The following is a 25,403-nucleotide window of genomic DNA, read 5'->3' on the forward strand; positions in this document are numbered from 1 at the left end:
CGGCGGCTGCACGCTCTCCTCAGCGGCCGGGCTCCAGGACGACGTGGCAGTGCCGGTCACGGGTGTGGTCGAGTACGAGGGTCGGCCCGGTCATGGTCAGCACCGCGGTGCGCCGGATGTCCGCGCTCGACGTGCCGAACCGCAGCTCGATCTCGCCGGGCTCGACGATCCGGGTCAGGTCGGGGCCGATGAACGACGTCACCGACGCCGGCATGTCGAACCGGACCCGGACTGCGGCGCCGGGCTCGGCGGGTACGCGGGCGAACCCGATCAGCCGGACCACCGGGCGCGTCACCGACGCGACCGGGTCGTGCAGGTAGAGCTGCACGACCTCGACGCCGGCCCGGTCGCCGGTGTTCTCGACGGTGAGCGACACCTCGACCGACCCGTCGGTGGCCAGCCGATCGCCGCTCACCGTCAGCTCCGACCAGCGGAACGACGTGTACCCGATACCGGCGCCGAACGGGTACGCCGGGGTCGGGTCGAGGTTCGAGACCTCGGAGGCGAGGGCGAGCTTCTGGCTCAGGTACGTCCACGGCTGCCCGTACGGCGTCGCGGGGATGCTGACCGGAAGCCGGCCGGACGGGTTCACCCGGCCGCTGAGGACACCGGCCAGCGCCGGTCCGCCCTCCTCGCCGGGGAAGAACATCTGAACGATGCCGGCAGCTCGCTGCGGCGCGGTGCCGAGCGCGTACGGCCGGCCCGAGTCCACCACGAGCAGCACCGGGGTCGGGCCGTCGAGCAGGGCTTCTAGCAGCTCTTCCTGGATCCCGGGCAGCTGCAGCGATGCCGCGTCGCAACCCTCGCCGGAGGTGCCGCGCCCGAACAGCCCGGAGCGGTCGCCGAGGGCCAGTACCACCAGATCGGCCGCCGCGGCGTTCGCGAGGGCCTCGGCGAACCCGTCGGTGCCGGGCTCGCTGACGTGGCAGCCCGCGGCGTAGGTGACGTCGCAGTCGGGGAACTCGGCCCGGACGGCGTCGAGGATCGTCGGGATGTCGACGCCGAGCGGGAGCTCCGGGTGGTGGACGCCGATGTGTGCAGGGAACGAGTAGCAGCCGAGCAGGGTGATCGGGTCGTCCGCGGTCGGGCCGATCACCGCGATCGAGCGCGGCCGGTCCAGCGGCAGCAGCCCGTCGTTCTTCAGCAGCACGACCGCCTGCTCGGCGATCCGGCGGGCCAGGGCGCGGTCCTGCGGGGGATCGAGGTCGACGCGTGCGCCCTCGCCGGCAGCGAGTGCGCTCGGCACCGGCGACCAGTCCGCGTCCAGCAGGCCCAGCTCGAGCTTCTGCAGCAGGACCCGGCGCAGCGCGCGGTCGACGTGCGCCTCGTCGCAGCGGCCGGACTCGATCTCGTCGATCAGGGGAGCCACGTAGGCCGCGGGTCCGGGCAGCTCCACGTCGACGCCGGCGGTCAGCGCCGCGGTGGCCGCCTCGCCGAACGTGCCCGCGACGCCGTGCAGCAGCTTCAGGAAGCCGATGCCGAAGTAGTCGGCGACGACCGTGCCGTCGAAGCCCCAGGTGTCGCGGAGCAGCTCGGTCAGGAGCGCCCGGTTCGCCGCCGCGGGCACGCCGTCGACCTCCGCGTACGAGTGCATGACCGACCGGACCCCGCCCTCGGTCACCGCCATCTCGAAGGGCGGCAGGACCACGTCGGCGAGCTCGCGGGGTCCCATCGACACGGGCGCGAGGTTGCGCCCTGCCCGCGAGGCCGCGTAGCCGGCGAAGTGCTTCAACGTGGCCACGATGCCGGTCGACTCCAGGCCCTGCACGTACGCGGTGGCGATCGTGCCGACCAGGTAGGGGTCCTCGCCGATCGTCTCCTCGACGCGGCCCCAACGCGCGTCGCGCACCACGTCCAGGACCGGGGCCAGCCCTTGGTGCACGCCGACGGCTCGCATGCCCGCACCGATGCGGGTGGCCATCTCGCGGACCAGGTCCGGGTCGAACGTGGCTCCCCAGGACAGCGGCACCGGGTAGGCGGTGGCGCCCCAGGCGGTGAACCCGGCCAGGCACTCCTCGTGGACGAGCGCCGGGATGCCGAACCGGTTGGCGGCGACGAGCTGCTGCTGGGCGCGCACGAGTGCGGCGGCACCCTCGGCGGCGTCGACCGGGCGGGTGCCGAAGACCCGGGTGAGCTGGCCGAGGCCGTACGGGATCAGCTCGTCGAAGCTGTTGCCGTTGTCCATCTCGGTCTGGTGCGGCGCGACGCCCGGGCCGTCGGGGTCGGTGCCCACCCACAGCCCGTGCAGCTGAGCCACCTTCTCCCGCAGGGTCATCGCCTCGATCAGCGCGTCGACGCGCTCGTCCGGGGTCCGTTGCGGGTCCTGCCAGGCTCGCCGGGCACGTTCCCGGGGCGGGTGCGAGATGGTCAACCCTCACCTCTTCGAAAGTTTCGGTAACGACGGCGAAATTTCGTCGAAAGGCGAGCATAAGAAGACGCGTGTTTTACGGTCAAGGAGTCCGCCTGGACGGTCTGGGGAGGAGTCCCTTTGCTGCACCACGACGCCGCGCCGCTGCGCGTGCTGTACCTCGGCGGATCCGGGACGATCAGCGCGTCCTGCGTGCGGCTCTCGGTCGAGACCGGCATGCGCGTCGCGATGCTCAACCGCGGCCGCAACGAGAAGGACCGGCCGCTACCCGACGGGGTCGAAGCCCTGGTCGCCGACGTCACGGACGATGCCGCTGTCACCGCGGCGATCGGCGACCGCACGTTCGACGCTGTGGTCAACTTCCTGTCCTACGACGCCGCCGACGCGCGCCGGGGCTTCCCGCTCACGGTGGTCCGGCCGTCGCACACCTACGACGACGCCAACCCGCCGCTGCCGGGTGGGTGGACGGTGGTCGACCGGATCGCGCGCGGCGCGGAGGTGCCGGTGCACGGCGACGGCACGTCGCTGTGGACGCTCACGCACGCCGAGGACTTCGCCCAAGGGCTGGTCGGCCTGCTCGGCAACCCGCGCGCGATCGGCGAGACGTTCACGATCACCGGGTCGGACGTCTACACCTGGGACCAGATCTACACGATCGTCGCCGAGGCGTTGGGGGTGGCGCCGCGGCTGGTGCACGTCGCGTCGGAGCTGTACCCGGTGGTGGCGCCGGGGTGGTTCTGGTCGGGGGAGGTGTTGGGCGACATCGGGCACAGCGCGGTGTTCGACACGACGAAGATCCGCACCTTCGTGCCGGGCTTCGCCCCGCGGCTGACGTTCCATCGTGCGGCGTCGCGCATGGTCGCGTGGCGACGGGACCACCCCGACACCACCACGGCCGACGCGGCCACCGAGGCCGTCCTGGACCGGATCGTCGGCGCCTACCACGCCGCCCGGGAGGTCTACCGCGCCTGGGGTGCCTCATGAAGATCGTCGTCGTCGGCGGTGGCGTGCTCGGTGCCTCCACCGCGTACCAGCTCGCGAAGCGGGGCTGCGCGGTCGAGCTGTTCGAACGCGGCGAGCCCGGCGGGGAGGCGAGCGCGGCGAGCCTGGCGTGGCTGAACGCGAACGCGAAGCCGCAGCGCAGCTACCACGACCTCAACGTCGTCTCGATGGCGGAGCACCTCGCCGTCGCCCGGGAGCTCCGCAACGACAGCTGGCTGCGCCGCGGGGGCAACATCGAGGTCGCCGGCACCGATGAGGCGGCGCACGCGCTCCGGGCCAAGGTGGCGCGCCTGCACGAGTACGGGTACGCCGCGATCGAGCTCGAACCGCAGGACCTGCCGCGCTACGACCCGGTGGTGCGGGTGCACGAGGACTACCGGACCGCCGTGTTCTACCCGGGGGAGACCTGGGCCGACCTGCCCCTGCTCGTCCACGAGCTGCTGCGGGCCGCGACGGCGCACGGGGCCGTCGTGCACGCCCGCACCGAGGTGGCCCGGCTGCTCGTCGAGTCGGGGGAGGTCACCGGGATCGTCCTCGGCGACGGCAGCCACGTGCGCGCCGACCGCGTGGTCCTCGCCGCCGGGAGCCGCATCGGTGCGCTGATGCGCGGGGTCGGGATCGAGATGTCCACGGCCGGGGAGCCGGGCGCCACCGTCGTCACCGCACCCGGTACGTCAGCGCTGTCCGTCCTGCTGCACCTGCCCGGCGTCGTGGTGCGGCCCGACGCGGGCGGGCGACTCGCCGTCCGCTCGACGCAGGCAGACCGCTCCCTGGACACGGCTACCTGGACGCTGCCGCAGGAGACCGTGACCGACCTGATCCGCCGTGCCGCGCACGGCCTCTCCGACGTCGACGCCGCCAGCACCCGCGGCGAGCGGATCAGCGTCGCCGTGCGGCCCTACCCCGTCGACGGCCTCCCCGTCGTCGGGTTCTGGCCCGGTGTCCCGGGCCTGTACCTGATCACCATGCACAGCGGTGCCACGCTCGCCGCCGTCACGAGCAGGCTGGCCGCGGCCGAGCTGGTCGGCGGCACCCCGTCGGCACTGCTGGACGGGTTCCGCCCGGACCGGTTGACGACGCCCCGGCCGCCGACCCCGGCGTTCGACCCGCACGCCGCGGAGGCCGAGACCTGATCCCGGCCGCACCGCTCAACGGCGCTCGTACGGGTGCACCCCGGTGACCGTCCCGTCGGGCTTCGCCTCGAGGTAGCCGGACTGGCCGGTGTCCTTGTTGCTCGCGTAGATCGCGACCCGCGGGCCCTTGCCGTTGTCCCGGATGATCAGGTAGTGCACCGTCGGGTTCTCGACGTGCAGGCTCTGCCCGGCACCCGTGAGCAGCCCGAGGATCTTGTCGACGTCGATCGTCGCCAGGTCGACGAGCGGGTCGTCGGGGTCGCGGCTGCCCGCGGTGTTGGGGCCGTCGAATCCGCCCTTGTAGTAGTAGCTCTGCGCGCGGGCGGGCGCACTCGGCACCGGCACGTCGACCGAGGCGTAGTCGGGGTAGACGGTGACGTCGGCGACGAGGGTGGTGCCGAGCTGGGTGCGGACGCCGTCGATGAGCGCGCGCAGGCCTGCCGGGGTGTGCAGGGCGGTCGGTCCGATGACGATCGGTGCGGCAGGTGGCCCACCCACCACGATCGGCGTGCCGTTCGGGCCGACCGGTGACGCCGGCGTGCTCAGCTGCCCGACCCCGAACCCGACGCCGAGCAGCGCCAACGCCGCGATTCCCGCCACGAGGGGCCGCCGGGGCCGCTGCGGCCCCTGCGGAGCGCGTTCCCGCAGGTCCGGCAGCGGTTTGTCGAGCTGCAGGTCCTCGACGAGCTCCCGCAGCTCGCCGAGGGTCTTCGCCGCAGCGGCGGCGGCGGTGCGGGAACGGTGCTCCTCGGCGTCGAGCTGACCGTCGGCGTAGCCGCTGTCGAGGAGCCCGCACACTTCGGTGCGGTCGAGATCGCGCGCCCTCGTCCTGGGCGACCGGGCGGACGACACCGGCGGATCGTAGCCAGACGGGGCACGCCGGCCAAGGCGACCGCCCTCGCATCAGTGACGGACGTTCCCGCCGCTCCGCAGGCGGGCCGGATCGGCCGCGATCAGCGCCTCGGGGCCGGTCATCTCCCAGCCCTCCGCGTACGCGGCGGCGAACTGCTCGTCTCCCAGCTCGACTCGGCCGCGGCTGCTCAGCGCCCGGACGTGTGGATCGGTCCGGTCGTGGGTTCCCCGGATGCGGGCCGCGACGCCCAGCAGCACGGCCATGTCCCGGACCCGCTCCTGCAGCGCGGCCAGACCGGCCACCGTGACCGCCGCGGTCGCCAGGATCGGCATGTCCGAGCTGTGGACCGCCGCCTCGTACGCCGCGCCCAGCGCCGCTCCGGCGCCCGGCCCGTCGCCGGTCTCGACGCAGATCGCGCCCCGTGCCACGCCGATCAGTGCCTGCTCGTGACCGCCGCCGAACGGTGCTTGCGCGGACAGCCCGGCCGCGGCCGACTCGACCCGCTCCCGGGCGCGGTGCAGGTCGCCGATCCGCACCCACAGGCCGGCCTCCAGCGCGTCGAGGAGGATCACCGCCTCGGGCGGGATCGAGGGCAGCGCATGCTCCCGGGTGGCGACGATCATCTCCGCCGCCCGCGCCGTCTCACCCAGCCGGACGTGCAGATCGATCCAGCGCAGGTCGAGGAAGAGCTCGTCGCTGCGGCTGAGCGCGCCGAACTCCCGGGCCAGCGCCCGGGCTTCCCGCAGGTCCGCCACCGCGCCGGCGAGGTCGCCGTCGTACTGCCGCAGGAGCGCGCGCAGCGGGAGAGCCGTGGCGATGCCCCAGCGGTCGCCTGCCCGGCCGAAGAGGTCCAGCGCGGCGTCGACGTCGGCACGGACCAGGTCGAGCCGGCCCGCGTTCTCGGCGAACTGAGCCCGGAACAGGTGCGCCAGCGCGGCCAGCCACCTGTCCGGCCCGTCGACGAACCGTGCGGCGACGTCGAGCGACGCGTCCGGCCCGGGCGTGGTGGCCACGCGCAGCGCGACCAGCGCGCTGCCGAACGGCAGCTCCGGCCCGTCGGCCAGCCGGCCGGCCAGGTCCTTCAGCTGTGCGCGCCAGTCCGCGGGCGGGGACTGGGTGGCCAGCCGGTTGAGCAGGAGGACCTGCTCGGCGGTGTCGCGCGCGGCACCGGGCCGTGCGCCGGGCACCGAGATCGCCTCGCCGAGCCAGTGGACCGCGTCCGTGTGCCTGCCGAGCATCTGCCAGTACCACGTCAGGTTCACCGCGAGCCCGATGGCGGCGTCGGCGTCGCCGGTGTCGCAGTGGTGGCGGAGGACGGCCAGCACGTTGTCGTACTCGGCGCGCAGCACGCGCAGTGCGTCGAGCTGCCGTGGGCCGCGCAGCAGCGGCTCGTGGTGGGCGACCAGACCGGCGAAGTGCGCTGCGGCCAGGTCCTTGACGCCGTTCAGCGCGTCCTGCTCGGTCAGGCAGGCCAGGCCGTACTCGCGGATCGTCTCCAGCATGCGGTACCGGCCGGTGTCCGGCGCGAGCTGCAGCAGCGACCGGTCGACCAGGTCCGCGAGCACCTCCGGGACCGCGCCGGCGGACACCGCCGCGTCGGCGCACACGGCGGTGGCCGAGTCCGCGGTCACGCCCCCGCTCAGGACCGAGATCCGCTCCGCCACCGTACGCGCGTCCGGGTCGAGCAGGTCCCAGCTCCAGGCGATGACCGCGCGCAGGGTGCGGTGGCGGGGGAGCGCGGTCCGGCTGCCGCTGGCGAGCAGCCGGAACCGGTCGGACAGGCCGGCGGCCAGGTCGGGCAGCGTGAGCGTCCGCAAGCGTGCCGCGGCCAGCTCGAGCGCCAGCGGCAGGCCGTCCAGGGCACGGACCACCGCCGTCGTGTCGGCGAGGTTCGACTCGTCCACGTCGAAGCCGGGACGCAGCGCGGCCGCCCGTTCGGTGAACAGGCGCACCGACGCGGCCAGCCGGGCCTCCTCGGCCGTCGCGTCCGGCTCGGGCAGTGCGAGCGGGCCGAGCGGCACCAGCGCCTCGCCGTCGATGGCGAGCGGTTCGCGGCTGGTGGCCAGCACGCGCAACCCGGCGCACCGGGCCAGCAGTGCCTCCACCAGCCGGGCGACGGCGTCGACGAGGTGCTCGCAGTTGTCCACGAGCAGCAGGCACGCCCGGCCGCCGAGCCGGTCGGCGAGCACGTCCAGCTCGTCGCCCTCGACCCGCACCCGGGTCTCGAACATCGCCCCGGTCCGCGACCCGATCCCGGCCAGCACCGCCGCGCCGACCTCGGCCGGCTCGGTGACGGGAGCGAGGTCGATCATCCAGACGCCCGCGTACTCGCGGCGGTGGCGGCGTGCGGCCTCCAGCGCGAGCCTGGTCTTCCCCGCGCCGCCGGGTCCGACCACCGTGACCAGACGGCCGGTCGTGAACAGCGCGTCGATCCGGGCGAGGTCGGCCGCGCGACCGACGAAGCTCGTCACCGGAGCGGGCAGGGTGTCGACCACCTCGTCGGTCGCGCTCGCGGCGACGGGGCCGCGCAGCAGGCGCAGGTGCCGCTCCCGCAGGGCGGTGCCCGGGTCGGTGCCCATGTCGTCGGCCAGCGCTGCGCGGATCCGCTCGTACGTGACCAGCGCGTCGGCCTGGCGACCCTGGGCGGCGAGCGCGTCCATGAGCAGGGCTGCGGCGCGCTCGTGGACCGGTTGCTCGGCGAGCAGGGCGGTCATCCGGGCGGCGGCCGCCTCGGGCTGGCCGAGGGACAGCTCGGCCTCGGCGAGATCGGCCACGGCCTCGACCCGGATGTGGGCGAGCCGGGTCGCGACAGCGGGCGCCACCGCGGCGACGGTCGCGGGCTCGGCGCCCGGCCGGTCGCCCCACAGCGCCGCGGCCTCGCCGAGCGCGACCGCTGCGGCCGCCGGGTCACCCGCGCGCAGGTGCGCCCGGCCGGCGGCGGCGCGGAGCTCGAGCTGCAGCGCGTCCACGTCCGTCGGGTGCACGTCCAGCCGGTAGCCGCCCGCGGCCTGCAGCACGGCGCCCGTCGAGCCGAGGGCGCGCCGCAGCCGGGAGACGAGTGCCTGCAGCGCGTGCGTGGGATCGGCGGGCAGGTCGTCGGCCCAGATCGCGTCGACGAGGACGCCGGGCTCGATCGCCCGCCCGCCCGCGAGCGCCAGCCGGGCCGCCAGTGCCTGCAGCCGCGCGCCGGGAACGGGCAGCGTGACGCCGCCGCGGGACACCTGGAAGGCGCCGAGCAGCGTCACGCGGAGCCGCGCCTCCCCCTCCATCCCTCGATCCTCGCGCGCCAGCCCGCGGCCACCCGAACCGGGTGTGAGCGTCGTGTGCGCCCCGTGTGAGCGGCGGTCGCCAGGCTCATGGCGTTCCTCGGAAAGGGGGTTTGGTCATGCACGACGTGGTGATCGTGGGTGGCGGGCCGGTCGGGATGTTCCTCGCCTGCGAGCTCGGCCTCGCGGGCTGCTCGGTGCTCGTGCTCGAACGGGAGCCGGAGCCGCACTCGCCCTGGCGGCGGTTCCCGCTCGGGATGCGGGGACTGTCGGCCGGGTCGGTCGAGGCGTTCTACCGCCGCGGGATGCTGCAGGCGCTGCTGGACGCGGCAGGCGTGGCGGCGGTGCCCGACACCGACGAGCCCGCGCTGCCGCGGTCGGTCGGCCACTTCGCCGGGACCGCGCTCGATCCGGCCGACGTCGACCTCGCCGCGCTACCGCACCGCCTGCCCAGCCCCGCGCCCGAGGGCATCATGACCAGCCTCGACGTGGTCGAGACGGTGCTGGCCGAACGGGCGGCCGAGCTCGGTGTCGAGGTGCGGCGCGGGGTCACCGTCACCGCCGTCACCCAGTACGACGAGACCGTGGTCGTCGAGGGCGGGGGCCGCGAGTACGCGGCGCACTGGCTCGTCGGCTGCGACGGCGGCCGGAGCACGGTGCGCAAGCTCGTGGGCTTCCCGTTCGCCGGCACCGAGCCGCAGCTCACCGGCTACGTCGCACTGGCCACGCTCGCCGATCCCGGTCGGCTGCGCCCCGGCTTCAACCTGACCCCGGCAGGCATGTACCTGACGATGTCCGAGCCGGGCCACGTCGGCGTGCTGGACTTCGACGGCGGCGCGTACGACCGTTCCCAGCCGCTGACCCGCGAGCACCTCCAGTCCGTGCTGCGCCGCGTCTCCGGCACCGACGTGACGCTGCGCGACGTCCACCTCGCCGCCACCTTCACCGACCGCGCTCGGCAGGCGACCACCTACCGGCGCGGCCGGGTCCTGCTCGCCGGGGACGCCGCGCACATCCATTCGCCGCTGGGCGGGCAGGGGCTCAACCTCGGCATCGGCGACGCCATGAACCTGGGCTGGAAGCTCGCGGCGACGGCACGCGGGTACGCACCCGACGGTCTGCTCGACACCTACACCGCCGAACGCCACCCGGTCGGCGCCAGCGTGCTCGACTGGTCCCGCGCCCAGGTGGCGGTCATGCGGCCGGACCCGCACTCGCGGGCGATCCGGTCGGTGGTGCGCGACCTGCTGACGACCCGCGCCGGCACCACGTACGTGTTCGAGCGCACGTCCGGCACGTCGTTGCAATACGACCTCGGCGACCAGCCGTTGGCGGGCCGCAACGCGCCGGACTTCCGCCTGGCCGACGGGACCCGGCTCGGCGAGCTGCTGCAGGACGGCCGCGGCGTCGTCCTCGATCTCAGCGCCGGCCGGAGGCTGCGCGAGGCGACGCAGCGCAGCGGCGCCCGGATCCGGTACGTGGCCGGCCCGGCCCGCGCCGACCTCGGGCTCGGCGCCGTCCTCGTCCGGCCCGACGGGATCGTCGCCTGGACCGGCGACCACGACCCGGACCTCGGCTCGTTCGACAAGGCCCTCACCCGTTGGTTCTGAACACCGTGGAGGTCGACGTGGAAGAGCGCTGGATCGCCACCTGGGGCACGGCGCAGCAGCTGGCGCCCGCGGCAGAAGCCGGCGGCGGCCCGGAGATGCCCGACGAGGAGCCCGACTCCGACACCGCACCCGCGGTCGTCGACGCGCAGACCGTGCGCATGGTGGCCCGGTGCACCGTCGGCGGCACCGCCGTGCGCGTCGCCCTCTCGAACTCGTTCGGGCACGCACCGGTGCGCATCGGCGCCGCGTCCCTCGCGCGCGGCGACGGCTTCGCCCGGCTGACCTTCGGCGGCCGGGACACGGTGGTGCTGCCGGCTGGGGCACTGATCCACAGCGACCCCGTCGAGCTGGAGGTGCCGCCGCAGACCGACCTCGTCGTCTCGCTGCACCTCCCCGACGAGGAGGTCACCCCGACCGTCCACCCGGTCGGGCTGCGCACGGCGTGGCTCGCCCCGGGCGACCAGGTCGTCGCGGCCGAGCTGCAGGGCGCCACGGCGTTCCGGTCGTACCTGTGGCTCACCGGCATCGACGTCCGCGCGCCGGCCACGGCCGCCACCGTCATCGCGCTCGGCGACTCCCTCGTGGACGGCATGGAGACCACGCCCGACGCCGACGCGCCGTGGCCCTCGGCGCTGGCCCGTCGCCTCGCCGGCCACCCACCCCGGGCGGTGATCAACATGGGCATCGCGGGCAACCGCGTCCTGCGCGAGACCGACGGCATGGGCGCCGCCGCGCTCGCCCGGTTCGATCGTGACGTGCTCGCCCGGCCGGGCGCCCGCTGGATCATCCTGCTCGAGGGCGGGAACGACGCGATCTTCGGCCTCATGCCGGGCATGCCGGAGAGCGAACGGGCGACGGCAGCCGACATCGTCACCGGCTACCGCACGCTGATCGCCCGCGCGCACCTGCACCAGCTGCGCGTCATCGGCTGCACCTGGCCACCCATCGGCGGCTCGCCGGTCTGGACACCGGAGTTCGAGGACGTGCGGCGGCAGGTGAACGGCTGGATCCGCGAGAGCGGCGAGTTCGACGCGGTCACCGACCTGGATGCGGCGCTGCGCGACCCGGCCGCGCCGACGACGATGCCCGGCGAGCTGCTCTCCGGCGACGGTGTGCACCCGAACGACGCAGGTCACGCGGCGATCGCCGAGCTCTTCGACCTGGCCCTGCTCCGGGAGTAGCCCGCCCACGCAATTCGTCCCGCCCTGGAGGAGCGGCTTCGCCGGTCGTGACCTACCCGAACACGCGCCGGTGGATCTCGCGCCGGTAGTCCTTGAGGGTGTTCTCCAGGTGGGTCGCCGTGGCGGCCGCGGCCAGCTCGGGCCGGCCGTCCCGGATCGCTCGATGGATGGCCTCGTGCTCCTCGACGGCCTCCGCGGCGTGCCCGCCGATGCCGCGGATGCCGATCACGCTGGCCCGTCGCTGCAGGCGCCGGGCCTCGCGGACGGCGGCGACGAGGAACGAGTTGTGGGACGCGGTCGCGACGCCGAGGTGGAAGGCGTCGTCACCGGCCTCGAACTCGGCCATGTCCGCGAGGTCGTGGCCGTTGCGGCAGCGCTGCGCGGCGGCCTCGATCTCGCGCAGCTCCGCCGGGCCGGCCCGGACCGCGGCCAGCTCGGCGGCGGCGACCTCCTGGACCTTGCGGAACTCGAACAGCTGGAAGATGTGGTCGAGGTCCGTCGGCACGAAGAACCCGCCGAACGGTGCCTCGCCCAGCGGACCCGTGCCGTCGGCGACGAACAGGCCGCGGCCCCGGTGGGCGCTGACCCGGCCCGTGGCCGAGAGGATCTTGACGGCCTCGCGCACGACCGTGCGGCTCGCGCCGAGCCGGATCGCCAGGTCCTTCTCCGTGGGCATGCGGTCGCCGGGGGACAGCTCGGACTCGGCGATGAACCGCAGGATCTGCTCGGCGACCAGCTCGTAGCCGGGGCGGTACGCACCCCCGGCCGGATCGGCCCCCCGCTCCGGCGGGACGGGGTTCGACTGCACTCGCGCACCTTCCTCCGTGTCGATCGATCGATGAATGAACCTGATTCATCCGTGGCTCGGGGAAGCGATGCTAGGTCGGTGGCCAGGTGAAGCCAGGTGCCGTTACTGAAACGTGATCACTGGAACCGATACATCTGGAGGAACCGGAGCCGTATGGATACGCTTCATGCGCGCGAGCCGACCGAGCTGGAGGTTCCATGCGGGTGACCGGACTCCGGCCCTTGACGACCGTGCACGACTGGGGGCGCCCGGTCGGTGACGTGAACGGGGCGTTCAGCAGCGGTGTCACGCCGGTGCAGATCGTCGTCGTCGAGACCGACCAGGGGATCACCGGCGTCGGCCTCGGGTCGCACCAGGAGTGGCAGCCGCTGTTCGCCGCGATCGAGGGCGAGGACCCGCGCTCGGTGACCGCGCTGTACGACCGCATGCTGCGCAGGGCGTTCAAGGCGGGGCACGCGGGCGCGGTGTTCGGCACGATCGGCACGATCGACACGGCGCTGTGGGACATCAAGGCCAAGGCCGCAGGCGAACCGCTGTGGCGGCTGCTCGGGGGTCGCGACCGCCGGCTCCCGGCCTACGCGTCCGGCCTCGACGCGGCACTCGACGACGACGAGCTGGTCGCGCTCTACCGGCGCTACGCCGCGCGCGGCATGCGCTCGGCCAAGCTCAAGGGCGGCATCGACGTCGACCGCGATCGGCACCGGCTGACCCTCGTGCGCGACCTGCTGGCGGAGCTCACCGGAGCGCCGCGGCCCGGTCTGATGCTGGACGCGAACGAGTCCTGGACCCGGAAACAGGCGGTGCGGTACGTCACCGAGCTGGAGCGGACCCTCGACCTCGTCTGGGTCGAGGAGCCCGTCCGCCGCTGGGACGCCGAGGGGCTGGCCGCCGTCGGGCGGGGGGTCCGCGCGTCGATCGCCACCGGGGAGAACCTCACGGGGCTGGAGCAGTTCCGTCCCCTGCTGGCGGCCGGCGCCGTCGACATCGTCCAGACGGCCGCCGTCTGGGGGATCACCCACTTCCTCCGCGTCGCAGCGTTGGCGCACGCCTTCGACCTGCCCGTCAGCCCCATCGGCACCACGCCGATCGGCCTGCTGCACGCCGCGACGTCCGTGCCCAACCACATCGCGAGCGAATGGCAGGACCTGGCCCCGCCCACGGGGATCTCGCTCGACCTCGAGGTGGCGGACGGTTCGTTCGTGCTGGGCGACCAGGCCGGGCTCGGCATCCAGCTCGACGAGGCCGCCGTCGCCGCCGCGCCGTCGCCGCTGCCGCCCGACCCCGCCGTCGGGCCGCACACCCGCCCGGCCGACGCCGGTCTCCGCCTCCTCCTGCAGGACCCCGCACGCCGGAAGCGGGACTGATCGTCCGCCCGCTCAGTCGAGGGCCAGCGCGGCCGCCCCGGCCAGCACCCAGGGCGCGTGCGCGACGGCACCGCTCAGGTGGGCGGGCAGGTCGGCGGGACGGACGCGGTTGGCCACCAGCCGGCAGAAGGTCAGCGCGTCGGCCACGATCGTCACCTCGGGGACGTCGCCGCCGGCCGGCCGCTCGCCCAGCGCGACGTCCCAGGTGCCGCCACCCGCGCCGGTCAGCACGAGGTGCACGTCGACGGGTTCGTGCCCGGCATCGACGCGGGCCACCCCGTGGGGCAGCATCCGTGCCGCGAGGTCGGTCAGCATCGGCAGCGTCGACGGGTCGGGCGCGCTGGGCGCCAGGCCGAGGGCGGCCCGGATGTCGTTCTCGTGCGTCCAGAGCTCGAACGCCCGCACGACCAGCAGCGCCCCGAGCGGCAGGCGCATGCCGTGCACCGCCACGACCCGGGCCGGGTCGTCGGCGGCCACCCTGCTCAGCGTGGCGTCCGCGGCGTCCCGCCACGCGCGACGGGTCTCCTCGAATCCCTGACCGGCCGCTGCGACGGCCGCGGCCTGCGTCGACCGCACGTGGTCGACGCAGGCGACGGCCGGGTCGCCGGCCAGCGCGCGCGCCGTGTCCAGCTCGACGCCGGTGAGGTGCCCCACCAGCCCGTTCACGTCGAGACCACGCAGCGCCGGGACACCCCCGTGCTGCGCGTCCAACGTGAGGAGCAGTTCGTCGAGGGCGTCGACGGCGCGCCGCAGCGCCTCCACCGGCGTGATCTCCGCGGCAGCCGGCAGCGATCTGCCGGGCGGCCGCGCGGCGTGCGCCGCCGCCAGCACCCGGTCCCGGAGGCCGGCGGGCAGCCCGGCCGTGGTCATGGCCCCTCCAGCAGCTGGCGGTCGAGGACGGACTCCAGCTTGGCCAGCGCGAGCCGCACGCGCGACTTCGCGGTGCCCTCCGGGATGCCGACGGCCCGGGCGACGTCGCGGTAGCTCAGCCCGTCGTAGTAGGCCATCTCCACCACCACCCGCTGCTCGGGCGGGAGGGCGCTGACCGCGGCCCGGATCTGGGACGCGGCCTGGGCCTGGGCCGCCTCGTCGTCGGGTGCCGGCTGGCGCTGCGGCGGGATGAGGCGCAGCCGGCGCTCCTCGCGACCGGCGCGCCGCAGGTCGGCGCGGAGCACGTCGTAGGCGCGGTGCCGCGCGCACAGGTTCAGGTAGGTCCGCAGGCTGCCCAGTTCCTCGTCGTAGCGGTCCGGGTGGCACCACAGCTCGACGAGCACGTCCTGCACGACGTCCTGCGCCGCGGCGTCGTCGCCCAGGATGCGCAGGGCGGTGGCGTGGACCGCGGGGCCGAGCGCGTCGACGACCTCGGCGAGCGCACGCTCGTCGCCGGCCGCCAGGCGGTCGGCGAGGAGGCTGGTCGGCGGCTCCACCGCGCACACGCTAGTGCCGGCGCCGGGCCTGCGACATCCGCCGAGCAGGCGCCGTGGCGCCCGTCCGGCCAGAACTGTCGTCACACCCCGGTGCGCCGCCGCACCGGTCGTCGGATCACTTCTGACGTCGACTGATCCGGGTTCCGCCCCGGCGGCGCACACACTCCACATCCACCACCGAAGGGAAGGCGTCATGGCCGTCATCGCCGAGGTCACGCTGCGCGGGGTCGATCAGGAGCAGTACGACGCGATCAGGGAACGCACGGGCTGGCTCGAGCACGCGCCGGACGGCGGGCTGGCGCATCTGACGTGGTGGGAAGGCGAGGACTGCCACAACCTCGACGGCTGGGAGAACGAGGCCGCGTTCGACGCCTTCGGCAAGGAGCGGCTCGGCCCGGCGATGGCGGACCTGGGGGTGACCGCCCAACCGGAGGTCACCTTCCACCCGGCGCACGAGGTCTTCACGGTCCGTCGCCTCGTCGTCGCCGCCACCCCCGTCCCGGCCGGCGCGACCGACAACGTCGCACTCATCCGCGGCGGCTACGACGCCTTCGCCGCCGGCGACATCCCCGCCGTGCTCGCGCTGTTCGCCGACGACATCACCTGGACCACCCCGGACAGCATCCGGGGCGGCGGCCGGCGCACAGGACCGCAGGACGTCGCCGAGTTCTTCGGGACGCTCCGGGACAACTACGCCGAGCTCGCGGTGCTGCCCGAGCGGTTCGTCGACGGTGGCGACACCGTCGTCGTGCTGGGCACCCACCGGGTGCGCACCGTCGGCGGCATCGCGGCAGAGCTCCCGTTCGCCCACGTCTGGACGCTCAGCGACGGCAAGGCGACGAGCTTCACCGAGTACTTCGACGCCTCGCCGCTCGTGCCGGAACTCGGGACGGCGTGACGCCATGACCGACACCGAGACCACCCTGCGGCGGATGTTCGACGAGATCATCAACGAGGGCCGGTTGGACGTGGCCGACGAGCTCTTCGCCGAGGACTACGTCGACCACGGCCCGATGGGCGACATCGCCGGCCGGGAGGCGTTCAAGCAGCTCGTCGCCCAGTGGCGGGCGGCCGTCCCCGACGTGCACTGCGAGATCGACACCGTGATCGTCGACGGCGACCGGTGCGCCTGGCTGGTCAGGACCACGGGCACGCACACCGGCGACGGGCTCGGCTTCCCCGCCACCCACAAGCGCTTCGAGACGGTGAGCGCGAACATCGGTCTGTTCCGCGACGGCCGGGCCGTCGAGCACTGGGCCGAGCAGGGCATGTTCCCGATGCTCATGCAGCTCGGCGTCCTGCCCGCACCCACTGCGACACCGACACCGGCGCCTGCGTGACGGCGCCGTGACACCGGGTCCGGGCGGCGGAGGGAGGGGCCGCCCGGACCCGGGGCCACGGTCCACGTCAGCGACGGGCAACGTGCCGTGGAGCTCTACCGGGACGCCCTGAGGCCGACCGTCGCTTTCCGCGCCGGCGGTCTCCGCATCGGCCGGCATCCGACATCACCGGCCGGGCCGGTGCCGAGGTCCCACAACCCGCTCCACCTGGCCGAACCCCCCGCTCGCAGGAGTCCCGGTCGGCCGCGCTCAGTCCCGCGGCTCCAGGACGACGACCGCGGTCTCGCGGCCGCGCAGTGCCGCCATGGCGTCGAGGTCGCGGCCGTAGCCGTCGTAGCCGCGGACCAGCTCCCACAACCGCTCGCGCTCCGCGCCGTGCGCCTCCCGGGCACGGACCCGGCGGACCGCCGCGGGCAGGTCCACCTCGGCGTCGGGCATGGACCGCAGGTTGAGCCACCAGGCCGGGTCGGGCGCCGACCAGCCGTTCATCGCCAGCGTGACCAGGTCGTCGCCGTCCTCGACGTAGCCGAGCACGACGGCGCGCTCGAGCCCGGAGTGCCGGCCGGTGGTGCGCAGCCGCAGCATCCCGAAGCGGCCGCCGGCCGTCGGCCGGGCGAGCCCCCAGCGCCCGCGTCCCGCACGGACGAGTGCGCGGTGCAGGCGCCAGATCGCCGTGATCACCCAGCGTGGCGGCAGCGTCATGGCCTTCTCCTCTACGGCGTAGGTCTACGGTGTAGAGAATGCGGTCTACGGCGTAGGACGTCAAGGGCCTAGACTCGCCCGGTGCCTCGCCGGACCGCCCGCAGCGCTCCCACCCGCCCTTCCGCGGCCGGTGCCCCGCGGCTGAGCCGCGACCGGATCGTCGCGACCGCTGTCGCCCTCGCCGACCGCGAGGGCGTCGCCGCGGTGAGCATGCGGCGGCTGGGGCAGGAGCTGGGCGTCGATCCCATGTCGCTCTACCACCACGTCGAGGACAAGGAGGTGCTGATCGACGCGATGGTCGACCAGGTCGTCGCGGAGATCCCGCGGGCCGAGCGCGCAGGCAGCTGGGCCGACGCGCTGCGGGCGACGGTGCTCGCCGCGCGCGCGACGCTCCTGCGCCACCCGTGGGCGGCCCGCGTCATCGCCACCCGGCCGGCCCCGACCCCGGCAGCGCTGCGCCACATCGACACCGTGCTCGACATCCTGCGCGGCGGCGGGTTCTCCCTCGATCTCTGCCACCACGCCCTGCACGTCCTCGGCAGCCGCGTACTGGGGTTCTCCCAGGACCTCTTCGACGACTCCGCCGCTGCCGACGCCCCGCCCCCACCGCCGGAGTGGGCCGCGCACCTGCCCCGCGTCGCCGAGCTCGCCGCTGCCGCCCGGCACGACGGCGCACTGGGAGGATGCGACGACGAGGCCGAGTTCGCGTTCGGGCTCGACCTCATCCTCGACGGGCTGGAGCGGCGCCGCACCGGTCGGTGAACACCGTCGGGCCGGTTCACACACGTCCGAGGAAGTGCGGACTTCGTAACCCTCGCACCGCGATAGTTTCCGCAGGTTACGGGCATGCCTTGGCCCGGTGGAGCTGCCCGGCCTATCCGCGGGGAGCGATGACTCCCATGCGTTGGGCGAGCGCGGTCAGGCGGGGCGGGTTACCGGCGCGTTCGCGGAGTTCGCGCACGATCTGCTTTGGGCTGGCTCTGGTAGCGCATCCAGTCCGGGGCCAGGTGTTCGATGCCGAGCAGGACGTCGAGTGCGGCAGCGTCGCGACCCAGGCGGGTGTGGGCGAGTGCGAGGTCGGAGAGGTGGCGGGCGCGGGCGGCGACGGGGAGGGCGGCGTTGGGTGGCATGCGTCGGCCGGTGGTGAGGGCGGCGCCGTAGTTCTCGGTGACGACCTCGACGTCCACGGTCTGCATGAGCACCTGGTCGGGCCCGAACGCGGTTTCGTAGTCGTTGCGTGCGCCGGTGCGCTCAGCGGCGAGGTGGGCCTCGTCCAGCAGAACCCCGGCCAGCGGACGGTCACCCGCGCGGCCCGCCGCGGTGGCGCCGCCGAGCAGCAGCGACCCGTAGACCGACCACGCGGGCAGCGGGGACTCGCCGGTGGGTGCGAGGCCGGCGGCCGATGCGGTGGCGAGGCGGTGGGCTTCGTCGTAACGGCCCTGGGTGAGCAGGACCCAGGACAGGGAGCCGCGCAGGACCGACCCGAGCAGCGGGTCGGACCCGTCGGCGGCCAGGGTCAGCGCCTCGCGCAGGGCGAGGTGCGCGACGTCGCCGTAGCCGAGGTGGACCAGCACGCAGGAGGACAGCTGCAGGAGCTGCGCGGTGAGGTCGCGGGCTTCGGCGCGCTGGTCGGCGGACACGTCACGGACGGTGGCGCGGCCACGCCCGATCGCGTTGGGCAGCAAGTGTCCGAGCTGGTCGTAGCGACCTGCCCAGTAGTAGCCCCAGCCAAGGGTGACGGTGCGCCGGGCCTCGTCGAGCGTGAGCGGCTCGAGGTCGGGCTGATCACCGACGAGATCATCGACGTGGGTGAGCGCACGCCTGATGGCGACCGCGCCGGAGTGCTCGCCGGGGTCGGGCAGGGCCTGCGTCTTGGACAGCAGTTCCCCGGCGTCGACGTCGAGGGCGCGGGCGATGCGTTGCAGGCTGCCGATGGTGACGGTGTGGCGGCGACCCTGTTCCAGCTTGCGGATGAGGTCGACCGAAACTCCGGCGGATGCCGCGAGGCCGGCTTGGGTCATGCGGTGTCCGCGCAGGTGGGCGATGCGCTGCCCGATGCTGGGCCCCGTGCTGGTGTCCATGTGGGAGATCAACCCCTCGGTCCTGCTCTGCGTCGCCCGGATGGTCGGGTCGCGCAGCGCGTCGGCCGTTGTGTGCCCGTGCTCGACGGTACCCCGCTCGTAGGGGCCGTACCGGTGGTTCCGCCCCGTCGTTGTGGTCGACGCTACGAGGCCGTTCGGGTGATCCGGTAGGACGTCGTGTCCTAGTCGGACAACGCGTCCCTCCTGGTCGCGCAGAGGTCGGCGACGGTGCGTGTGTGATCACGATCAGGACGTGGTGGGCCCGGGTCGGGTGGTGGCGTGGCGGTGGCCGACATCGGCTGCGTTCCCACCGCTCCCTGGAACTGCGGGCGGGGGTGCTGCGGTGATCCCGTTGGTGGCGTTGATCGTCTCGCAGCCGGGGATGGCCGACCGGTTGCTCGCGCAGCACCGCGACGACGGGACCGGGCACTGCGCGACGTGCCAGCTCGGCGCGCAGGCGGGCCGCCACCGGTGGCCGTGCTCGATCTTTGCGGCGGCGACGGAGGCGGAGGAGGTGCGGGCTCGTGATGCTTCGGAGCAGTAGTCGGACGTCGTGCCGGTCCGGTCGGTGGCTCCTCGGGATGGATCCGCTGGTCATCTCGCTGGCACGGGGGACGGGCCGGTGAGCTACGCGTGGTCGGCTGCGCCGTTGGACATGACCTCGGTGGCCGACGGCCGCACCCACACGGTCACCACGGAGAGCTTCGACGCCGGGGTACGGAACGGGCGCGGACTGAACCGCCCTGGGCGCGGGAGAGGCTCCTGATCTAACCAAGGAGACTGGGGCTATGTCCGCTCCCCGGAAGTTCGACGACGAGACACGTGCCCGTGCGGTGCGCCTGTATCAGGACCGGTTGCGTGAGCACGGTGACTCGAAGCTGGCCGCGCGTCGCCATGTGGGCGCGCTGTTGGATATCAACCAGTCCACGATCCGGAACTGGATTCGCGCCGAGGAGGGCGAGGGATCGGCATCGGCCCGACCTGTGGCGGCTGCGGATGATGTACAGGCAGAGTTGCGGCGGTTGCGCGCGGAGAATGCGGAATTGCTCCGCGCGAACGACATCTTGAAGACGGCGTCAGCGTTTTTCGCCCAGGCGGAGCTCGACCGTCGACTTCGCTGATCTGCGAGTACATCGCAGACCATCGTGACCGTTTCGGGGTCGAGCCGATCTGCGCCGTGCTGTCGCAACACGGCGTCACGATCGCCCCGGGCACGTTCTACCGCTGGCTGACACGGCCGGTGAGTGATGCGCAGCTGGAGGAAGCGTATGTGGTGAACGCCATCGTCACGCTCTATCGAAAGAACAGGTCGGTGTACGGGGTGCGGAAGCTGTGGCGCGTCGCCCGTCGTGCCGGGCTGCGCGTGGGCCGGGACCAGGTTGGGCGGCTGATGCGGATCGCCGGTGTCCAGGGTGTTCGCCGCGGTGCGCACCGGACCCGGACCACCACCCGCGACGAGCGGGCCGCGCGACATCCCGACCTGGTCAAGCGTGGGTGGGCGGCGCCGACGAAGCCGGACGCGATCTGGGTGGCGGACTTCACCTACGTGTGGACCGCGGCCGGGTTCTGCTACGTCTCGTTCATCACCGATGTGTACTCACGTCGTATTCTTGGCTGGCGGGCATCGATGGACAGATCCGCAGATCTGGTCACCTCGGCGCTGGAGCAAGCATTGAGCACCCGACGCCGGACGGTCTACGGTTTCACCACCAATGGACTGATCCATCATTCCGACGCCGGCTCCCAATACACCGCCATTGCGATGACCGAGGCGTTGGCCGAGGCCGGTATCTCCGGGTCGATCGGGACGGTCGGCGACGCGCTGGACAACGCGCTGATGGAATCGACGATCGGACTGTACAAGACCGAACTGATCAACACCCGTGACCGGGGCCGAAACTGGACCGGACGCCTCGAGGTCGAACGCGAGACCGCCGACTGGGTTCACTGGTACAACAACGACAGAATCCACTCATCAATCGACTACATGACACCCGTAGAACGGGAAATGGTGTACGCTGACACCATCACCCAACGGGTAGCCCACCCAGCCGAGGTGGCCTGAACCCGAGCCTCTCGCGAACCCAGGGCGGTTCAGACTGTATCGCGCCGTCTGCGGAACTGTCGTCGTCGCCGCTGCACTGGTCAGCGCCCCCGGACCGCTCTGCCTGATGTGCCGGGCGCACCACCGACCAGATCCGGCACCGGATCGAATCGCGCGTCTGCTCACGACCCTCGCGTCCGTCGCCCGGGAGGCCCCGGGCGTTCGAAGATCGTCGAAGAGTTGTCGTTGAACCCGATCGCCAGCCCATACTCTTGGGGTTGACCACTCGAATGGGGGCATGGGGTGGCACAGATGGACGGCGCGCTCTGCGCCGTCTGCGCGTCGACTGCGCTGAACGCGTGGCGGCGGGCGACACCCGGGCCCCGAACAGGTGCGTGATCGCGCCGCCCGGAAAGGACCAGCCGCACGATGTCAGTACCCCCACGGAGCCGCCGGGCGGTTCATCTGACCGGAGCCGCGGTGGTCGCGGCGTTGCTGGCCACCGTGTCGGTGGCGCCCGGTAGCGCGGAACGGCCGGTGCGGCCGCTGGCCGGTCGCACGATCACCGTGGCGCAGAACGGCCCGGCCGACTTCACCACGATCCAGGCGGCGGCGGATGCGACCAGGCCGGGGGACACGGTGGTGATCGGCTCGGGCACCTACCCGGAGCGGGTGCGGGTGCCCCACGACGGCACGGCCGATGCCCGGATCACGTTCACGGCCGCGCCGGGTGCGCAGGTGAAGATCGAGGGCGGCAAGGTCGGTGAGGAGGACGACGGGCTGATCCTGCTCTCGGACCGCTCGTACATCACGATCGCCGACATCACGGTCAAGGGGTCGACCCGGTTCGGGATCTTCGCGGCCGGCACCACCGGGATCGAGCTGCGCAACGTCCACGTCACCGACTCCCTGGACGGCGGGATCGTGTTCCTCGGCGGGTCGAACGCCCGCGTCCTGCACAGCGTGGTCAGCCGCAACAACGCGCGCGGCACGTCGGCCGATCACGAGGGCATCTCGTTCGGTGACAACCTCGACGGTTTCGAGCTGACCGGAAGCATCATCAGCGACAACGGCGAGGAAGGTGTGGACGCCAAGTACGGCGCCCGCAACGGGCGGATCCACGACAACATCGTCAAGGACAACCGCGGCCCCGACGTCTACGTCGACTCCTCTCGGGACATCCAGATCTACAACAACGTCGTCACCGGGACGAAGCACGAGTCGAAGCCCAGCATCCTGCTCGGCGTCGAGGAGGTCGAGGAGTACGAGCGCCCGATGATGGCGCGGTTCAACGCCGAGGCGTCCGGTCGGACCACCAACGTCACGATCTTCAACAACCTGATCACCGACGGCCTCAACGGCGGCATCGGCTACTGGACCCCGGCGGGGAACCCCGGCGTCTTCGTCGACACCAAGATCCTCAACAACACCGTCGTGGACAACCCCGGCGGCGGGCTGAAGGTCATCCGCGGCGGCTTCGAGGGCATCAACCTCATCCGCAACAACATCTTCGCCGGCAACGGCCCGGGCGACCTGATCGGTGACACCAGCAAGTTCGTCATCGACCACAACCTGTTCCTGACCAAGCCCGGGGCCACCGCGGCGAGCGATCCCCAGCTCTTCGTCAACCGCGCCGCCAAGGACCTGCGGCTGGCCGCCGGATCGCCCGCGCTGGGCACCGGGGTGGCGGACCAGGCGCCTGCGTTCGACATCTCGGGGGCGCCGCGACCGGCCGGGGGCAGCACCGACCTCGGCGCCTTCCAGGGGATGGGATCAGGTCGGCTGCCGCTGGCGATCGACCTGCTGAACTAACCGAACGCTACGGGCCCGGTCGAGTCGCGGACGAGCAGCGTGGTCGGCAGGACGGTCCGCTCGGCGAAGGGCGCGTCCGGGCCGGCCAGCAACGCGTCCACGAGGCGGCGGCCCGCCTCCTCGACGGGGGCGGCGACCGTCGTGAGCGGCGGGTGGCAGAAGTCGGCGCCGTAGATGTCGTCGAACCCGACGACGCTGACCTCGCCCGGGACGTCGACGCCGCGGCGCTCCAGGCGGCGCAGCGCGCCGATGGCCATGAGGTCGTTGAAGGCGACGACCGCGGTCGCCCGGGTGGCGAGGGCAGCGTCGACCCCGGCGGTGCCGCCGTCCATCGTGGGGGAGTGCGGGCCGATCCGGCGCACTGCGATCCCGACGTCCGCGGCACGCCGGGCGAGCGCCCCGTGCCGTTGGTGCTCGGTCCACGAGTCGGCGGGGCCGGCCAGGTAGGCGATCGACCGGTGGCCGAGCGCGTGGAGGTGGTCGACGACCTGACCGGCGGCGTCGGCGGCGTCGGTGACCACGCTGCGCACCCCGTCCAGCTCGCGGTTGTAGAGGACGACGGGCCGGCGCGTCCCGACGGCGTGCAGCGAGTCGTCCTCGCCGCGCGGTGACACCAGCAGGAACCCGTCGACCGTGGAGGCCAGCCGCTGGGTGTGCCCGGCCTCCAGCCCGGGCAGGCCCTGCGTGTCGCCGAGCACGAGCGTGTAGCCCGCGGCTCTGGCCTGCGCCTCGGCGCCGCGGATCAGCCCGAAGTGGTGCGGGTTGGTGATGTCGGGGACGAGCATCCCCAGCATCTGCATGCTGCCGGTCGGCAGGGCCTGCGCGATCCGGTTGGGCCGGTAGTCCAGCCGCTGCGCGACGGCGCGGACGTGCTCGCGGGTGCGCGCGTTGACGCGATCGGGGTTGGAGAGCGCCCGGGAGACCGTCGACACGGCCACCCCGGCCTCGCGCGCCACGTCGTGCAGCGTGACGGCGCGGGTGTGATCCATGGCCGGGGTTCTACCGCACGCTGGCAAATCATGGCAAACGCTTGCCATACTCGCACTCATGCGTCGTGCGAGTCCCTGGGTCGTCTGGGCCGTCGGCGTACTGGCCTATGTCGTCGCGGTCACCCAGCGCACGACGCTCGGCGTCGCCGGCCTCGACGCGGCCGAGCGCTTCGGCATCTCCCCGGGCGCGCTGGCGACGTTCGTCTTCGTGCAGCTCACCGTCTACGTGCTGGCCCAGATCCCGGCCGGGGTGCTCGTCGACCGGTACGGGTCACGCGTGATGCTGACGATCAGCGCGCTGGTGATGGCCGCTGGTCAGCTCCTGCTGGCGACGGCCCCCGGCGTCGGGTTCGCGCTGCTCGCGCGGGTACTGGTCGGCGCGGGCGACGCCGTGGTGTTCACCGCGGCGCTCGCGCTCGTCCCACGGTGGTTCCCGGCCCGCCGCGTCCCGCTGATGACGCAGGTGACGACGATCCTGTGCCAGCTGGGCCAGGTGGTGTCGGCCGTCCCGTTCGCCGCGCTCCTGCACGGGGCCGGGTGGGGTCCGGCGTTCGTGGCAGCGGCCGGAGCCGGCGTGCTCGTGGCGGGGCTCGCCGGCGCGGTCGTGCGCAACGCTCCCGGCGCGTGGACGCGCGGCGGCACGGCGTCCCCACGGGAGATCGCCGCGGCCGTCGCAGCGGTGTGGCGGCGGCCCGGCACCCGGCTGGGCTTCTTCGGCCACATGGGGACCCAGTTCTCGATGATGGTCTTCACGCTCCTGTGGGGCGTGCCCTACCTGGTGACGGCGCAGGGGCTGAGCAGCGCGGCCGCGAGCGCGCTGCTGACGCTGTTCGTCGTCGCCACGATCTGCACGGGCCCGGTCATCGGCGTGCTGACGGTGCGCCATCCCCTGCGCCGGTCGTGGCTGCTGCTGGCCGTCATCGGCGCGCAGGTGACCACCTGGACCGCCGTCCTGCTGCACCCCGGCCGGGCGCCAGTCTGGCTGCTGGTCGTGCTCGTCCTGGTGCTGGCGACGGGCGGCCCCGGCTCGGTGGTGGGCATCGACATCGCGCGCACCGCCAACCCCAGCCCGAACCTCGCCGTCGCGCAGAGCATGGCCAACCTGGGCGGCTTCCTGGCCACGTTGCTGGTGCTGACGGCGATGGGCGGCGTGCTGACCGCGCTCGGCGGGTTCGGCGCGGACGCCTTCCGCGTGGCGTGGCTCGTGCAGTACCCGGTGTGGGCGGTGGCGGTGGTCGGGCTGCTGGTGTGGCGGCGTCGGGCGCGGCGGCTCGACGCCGAGCGCGGCATCGAGCCACGACCGCTGCGCGAGCTGCTGGTGGCCCACCGCAGGCCCGGTGTCAGCACGCGCGATGCAGCGTGAGCCACGGTTGGGCTTGGTGATCAAGGGCAGAGTGTCGCTCGTCGACCGTGCACAGCAACC

21 protein-coding genes and 1 other annotated feature are annotated in these 25,403 nt (G+C 73.4%); of the genes, 12 read left to right on the forward strand and 9 right to left on the reverse strand.

Annotated elements, in window-relative coordinates; genetic code table 11:
* Window positions 1-19: 19 nt before the first annotated feature.
* Entirely contained in the window at window positions 20-2,371 is a 2,352-nt protein-coding gene (locus tag ACQEVB_RS40300; RefSeq protein WP_432985075.1) for a beta-glucosidase family protein, read from the reverse strand.
* A gap of 117 nt (window positions 2,372-2,488) precedes the next feature.
* On the opposite strand from ACQEVB_RS40300, the gene ACQEVB_RS40305 reads away from it, so the two are divergent.
* On the forward strand, window positions 2,489-3,352 hold the full coding sequence (locus ACQEVB_RS40305) for a hypothetical protein (protein WP_432985078.1): 864 nt from the start codon (window positions 2,489-2,491) through the stop codon (window positions 3,350-3,352).
* A complete protein-coding gene (locus ACQEVB_RS40310) occupies window positions 3,349-4,503 on the forward strand; it encodes an NAD(P)/FAD-dependent oxidoreductase (RefSeq protein ID WP_432985081.1) in 1,155 nt (384 codons plus the stop codon). Before ACQEVB_RS40305 ends, ACQEVB_RS40310 begins: the two co-directional genes overlap by 4 nt.
* 15 nt (window positions 4,504-4,518) lie before the next feature.
* Here ACQEVB_RS40310 and ACQEVB_RS40315 read toward each other — a convergent pair whose 3' ends face one another.
* Both ACQEVB_RS40315 and ACQEVB_RS40320 read right to left on the reverse strand, forming a co-directional pair.
* Window positions 4,519-5,355 carry a DUF1707 SHOCT-like domain-containing protein gene (locus ACQEVB_RS40315; RefSeq protein WP_432985083.1) on the reverse strand — a complete coding sequence of 279 codons (837 nt, stop codon included), beginning with the start codon at window positions 5,353-5,355 and terminating at the stop codon, window positions 4,519-4,521.
* 51 nt (window positions 5,356-5,406) lie between these two features.
* Entirely contained in the window at window positions 5,407-8,625 is a 3,219-nt protein-coding gene (locus tag ACQEVB_RS40320; RefSeq protein ID WP_432985086.1) for an ATP-binding protein, read from the reverse strand.
* A gap of 116 nt (window positions 8,626-8,741) precedes the next feature.
* On the opposite strand from ACQEVB_RS40320, the gene ACQEVB_RS40325 reads away from it, so the two are divergent.
* Both ACQEVB_RS40325 and ACQEVB_RS40330 read left to right on the forward strand, forming a co-directional pair.
* Window positions 8,742-10,232, forward strand: coding sequence for an FAD-dependent oxidoreductase (locus ACQEVB_RS40325; RefSeq protein ID WP_432985089.1), 1,491 nt, complete (start codon window positions 8,742-8,744; stop codon window positions 10,230-10,232).
* Between the two features lie 17 nt (window positions 10,233-10,249).
* Entirely contained in the window at window positions 10,250-11,413 is a 1,164-nt protein-coding gene (locus tag ACQEVB_RS40330; RefSeq protein ID WP_432985091.1) for an SGNH/GDSL hydrolase family protein, read from the forward strand.
* A gap of 52 nt (window positions 11,414-11,465) precedes the next feature.
* Here the strand turns inward: ACQEVB_RS40330 and ACQEVB_RS40335 are convergent, their stop codons facing one another.
* Window positions 11,466-12,221 carry a FadR/GntR family transcriptional regulator gene (locus tag ACQEVB_RS40335; protein ID WP_432985094.1) on the reverse strand — a complete coding sequence of 252 codons (756 nt, stop codon included), beginning with the start codon at window positions 12,219-12,221 and terminating at the stop codon, window positions 11,466-11,468.
* A 197-nt stretch (window positions 12,222-12,418) separates the two neighbouring features.
* Here ACQEVB_RS40335 and ACQEVB_RS40340 point away from each other — a divergent pair, with 197 nt between their 5' ends.
* On the forward strand, window positions 12,419-13,585 hold the full coding sequence (locus tag ACQEVB_RS40340; protein WP_432985096.1) for a mandelate racemase/muconate lactonizing enzyme family protein: 1,167 nt from the start codon (window positions 12,419-12,421) through the stop codon (window positions 13,583-13,585).
* Window positions 13,586-13,597: 12 nt separating this feature from the next.
* Here ACQEVB_RS40340 and ACQEVB_RS40345 read toward each other — a convergent pair whose 3' ends face one another.
* Entirely contained in the window at window positions 13,598-14,455 is an 858-nt protein-coding gene (locus ACQEVB_RS40345; protein ID WP_432985099.1) for a maleylpyruvate isomerase family mycothiol-dependent enzyme, read from the reverse strand.
* Entirely contained in the window at window positions 14,452-15,012 is a 561-nt protein-coding gene (locus ACQEVB_RS40350; protein ID WP_432985102.1) for an RNA polymerase sigma factor, read from the reverse strand. The genes ACQEVB_RS40345 and ACQEVB_RS40350 overlap by 4 nt, the downstream gene beginning before the upstream one ends.
* 193 nt (window positions 15,013-15,205) lie before the next feature.
* Between ACQEVB_RS40350 and ACQEVB_RS40355 the strand changes: the two genes are divergently transcribed.
* On the forward strand, window positions 15,206-15,910 hold the full coding sequence (locus tag ACQEVB_RS40355; RefSeq protein WP_432985105.1) for a nuclear transport factor 2 family protein: 705 nt from the start codon (window positions 15,206-15,208) through the stop codon (window positions 15,908-15,910).
* A 4-nt stretch (window positions 15,911-15,914) separates the two neighbouring features.
* On the forward strand, window positions 15,915-16,352 hold the full coding sequence (locus ACQEVB_RS40360; protein ID WP_432985108.1) for an ester cyclase: 438 nt from the start codon (window positions 15,915-15,917) through the stop codon (window positions 16,350-16,352).
* Window positions 16,353-16,601: 249 nt separating this feature from the next.
* Here the strand turns inward: ACQEVB_RS40360 and ACQEVB_RS40365 are convergent, their stop codons facing one another.
* Window positions 16,602-17,054, reverse strand: a complete 453-nt coding sequence (locus ACQEVB_RS40365; RefSeq protein WP_432985111.1) for a nitroreductase/quinone reductase family protein — start codon at window positions 17,052-17,054, stop codon at window positions 16,602-16,604.
* A gap of 81 nt (window positions 17,055-17,135) precedes the next feature.
* On the opposite strand from ACQEVB_RS40365, the gene ACQEVB_RS40370 reads away from it, so the two are divergent.
* Window positions 17,136-17,816, forward strand: a complete 681-nt coding sequence (locus ACQEVB_RS40370) for a TetR/AcrR family transcriptional regulator (protein ID WP_432985114.1) — start codon at window positions 17,136-17,138, stop codon at window positions 17,814-17,816.
* A 170-nt stretch (window positions 17,817-17,986) separates the two neighbouring features.
* On the opposite strand, the gene ACQEVB_RS40375 is transcribed toward ACQEVB_RS40370, so the two are convergent.
* A complete protein-coding gene (locus ACQEVB_RS40375) occupies window positions 17,987-19,135 on the reverse strand; it encodes a helix-turn-helix domain-containing protein (protein ID WP_432985117.1) in 1,149 nt (382 codons plus the stop codon).
* Window positions 19,136-19,478: 343 nt separating this feature from the next.
* On the opposite strand from ACQEVB_RS40375, the gene ACQEVB_RS40380 reads away from it, so the two are divergent.
* The 3 genes from ACQEVB_RS40380 to ACQEVB_RS40390 all read left to right on the forward strand — a co-directional run bounded on the left by ACQEVB_RS40380 (window position 19,479) and on the right by ACQEVB_RS40390 (window position 22,991).
* On the forward strand, window positions 19,479-19,679 hold the full coding sequence (locus tag ACQEVB_RS40380; protein ID WP_432985119.1) for a hypothetical protein: 201 nt from the start codon (window positions 19,479-19,481) through the stop codon (window positions 19,677-19,679).
* Between the two features lie 244 nt (window positions 19,680-19,923).
* Window positions 19,924-21,200 (forward strand): IS3 family transposase gene (locus tag ACQEVB_RS40385; protein WP_432972188.1). Its coding sequence is split into 2 segments (ribosomal slippage): window positions 19,924-20,224 and window positions 20,224-21,200, totalling 1,278 coding nucleotides; the frame shifts between segments, so codons are not numbered across the junction.
* Window positions 20,214-20,345 (forward strand) — a sequence feature (AL1L pseudoknot). It overlaps the preceding gene by 132 nt.
* Window positions 21,201-21,659: 459 nt before the next feature.
* The gene (locus tag ACQEVB_RS40390) at window positions 21,660-22,991 is read left to right on the forward strand and encodes a right-handed parallel beta-helix repeat-containing protein (protein WP_432985122.1); all 1,332 of its coding nucleotides are present in this window, start codon (window positions 21,660-21,662) and stop codon (window positions 22,989-22,991) included.
* Here ACQEVB_RS40390 and ACQEVB_RS40395 read toward each other — a convergent pair.
* On the reverse strand, window positions 22,988-23,980 hold the full coding sequence (locus ACQEVB_RS40395; protein WP_432985125.1) for a LacI family DNA-binding transcriptional regulator: 993 nt from the start codon (window positions 23,978-23,980) through the stop codon (window positions 22,988-22,990). The two genes, ACQEVB_RS40390 and ACQEVB_RS40395, sit on opposite strands and share 4 nt — an antisense overlap.
* A 58-nt stretch (window positions 23,981-24,038) precedes the next feature.
* Between ACQEVB_RS40395 and ACQEVB_RS40400 the strand changes: the two genes are divergently transcribed.
* Window positions 24,039-25,343 (forward strand): MFS transporter, encoded by a 1,305-nt coding sequence (locus tag ACQEVB_RS40400; RefSeq protein ID WP_432985128.1) that lies wholly within the window; start codon window positions 24,039-24,041, stop codon window positions 25,341-25,343.
* The last annotated feature ends 60 nt before the right edge of the window (window positions 25,344-25,403 follow it).

Origin of the sequence: Pseudonocardia sp. CA-107938 (assembly GCF_050936315.1) — a bacterium.
Classification (GTDB): Bacteria; Actinomycetota; Actinomycetes; order Mycobacteriales; family Pseudonocardiaceae; genus Pseudonocardia.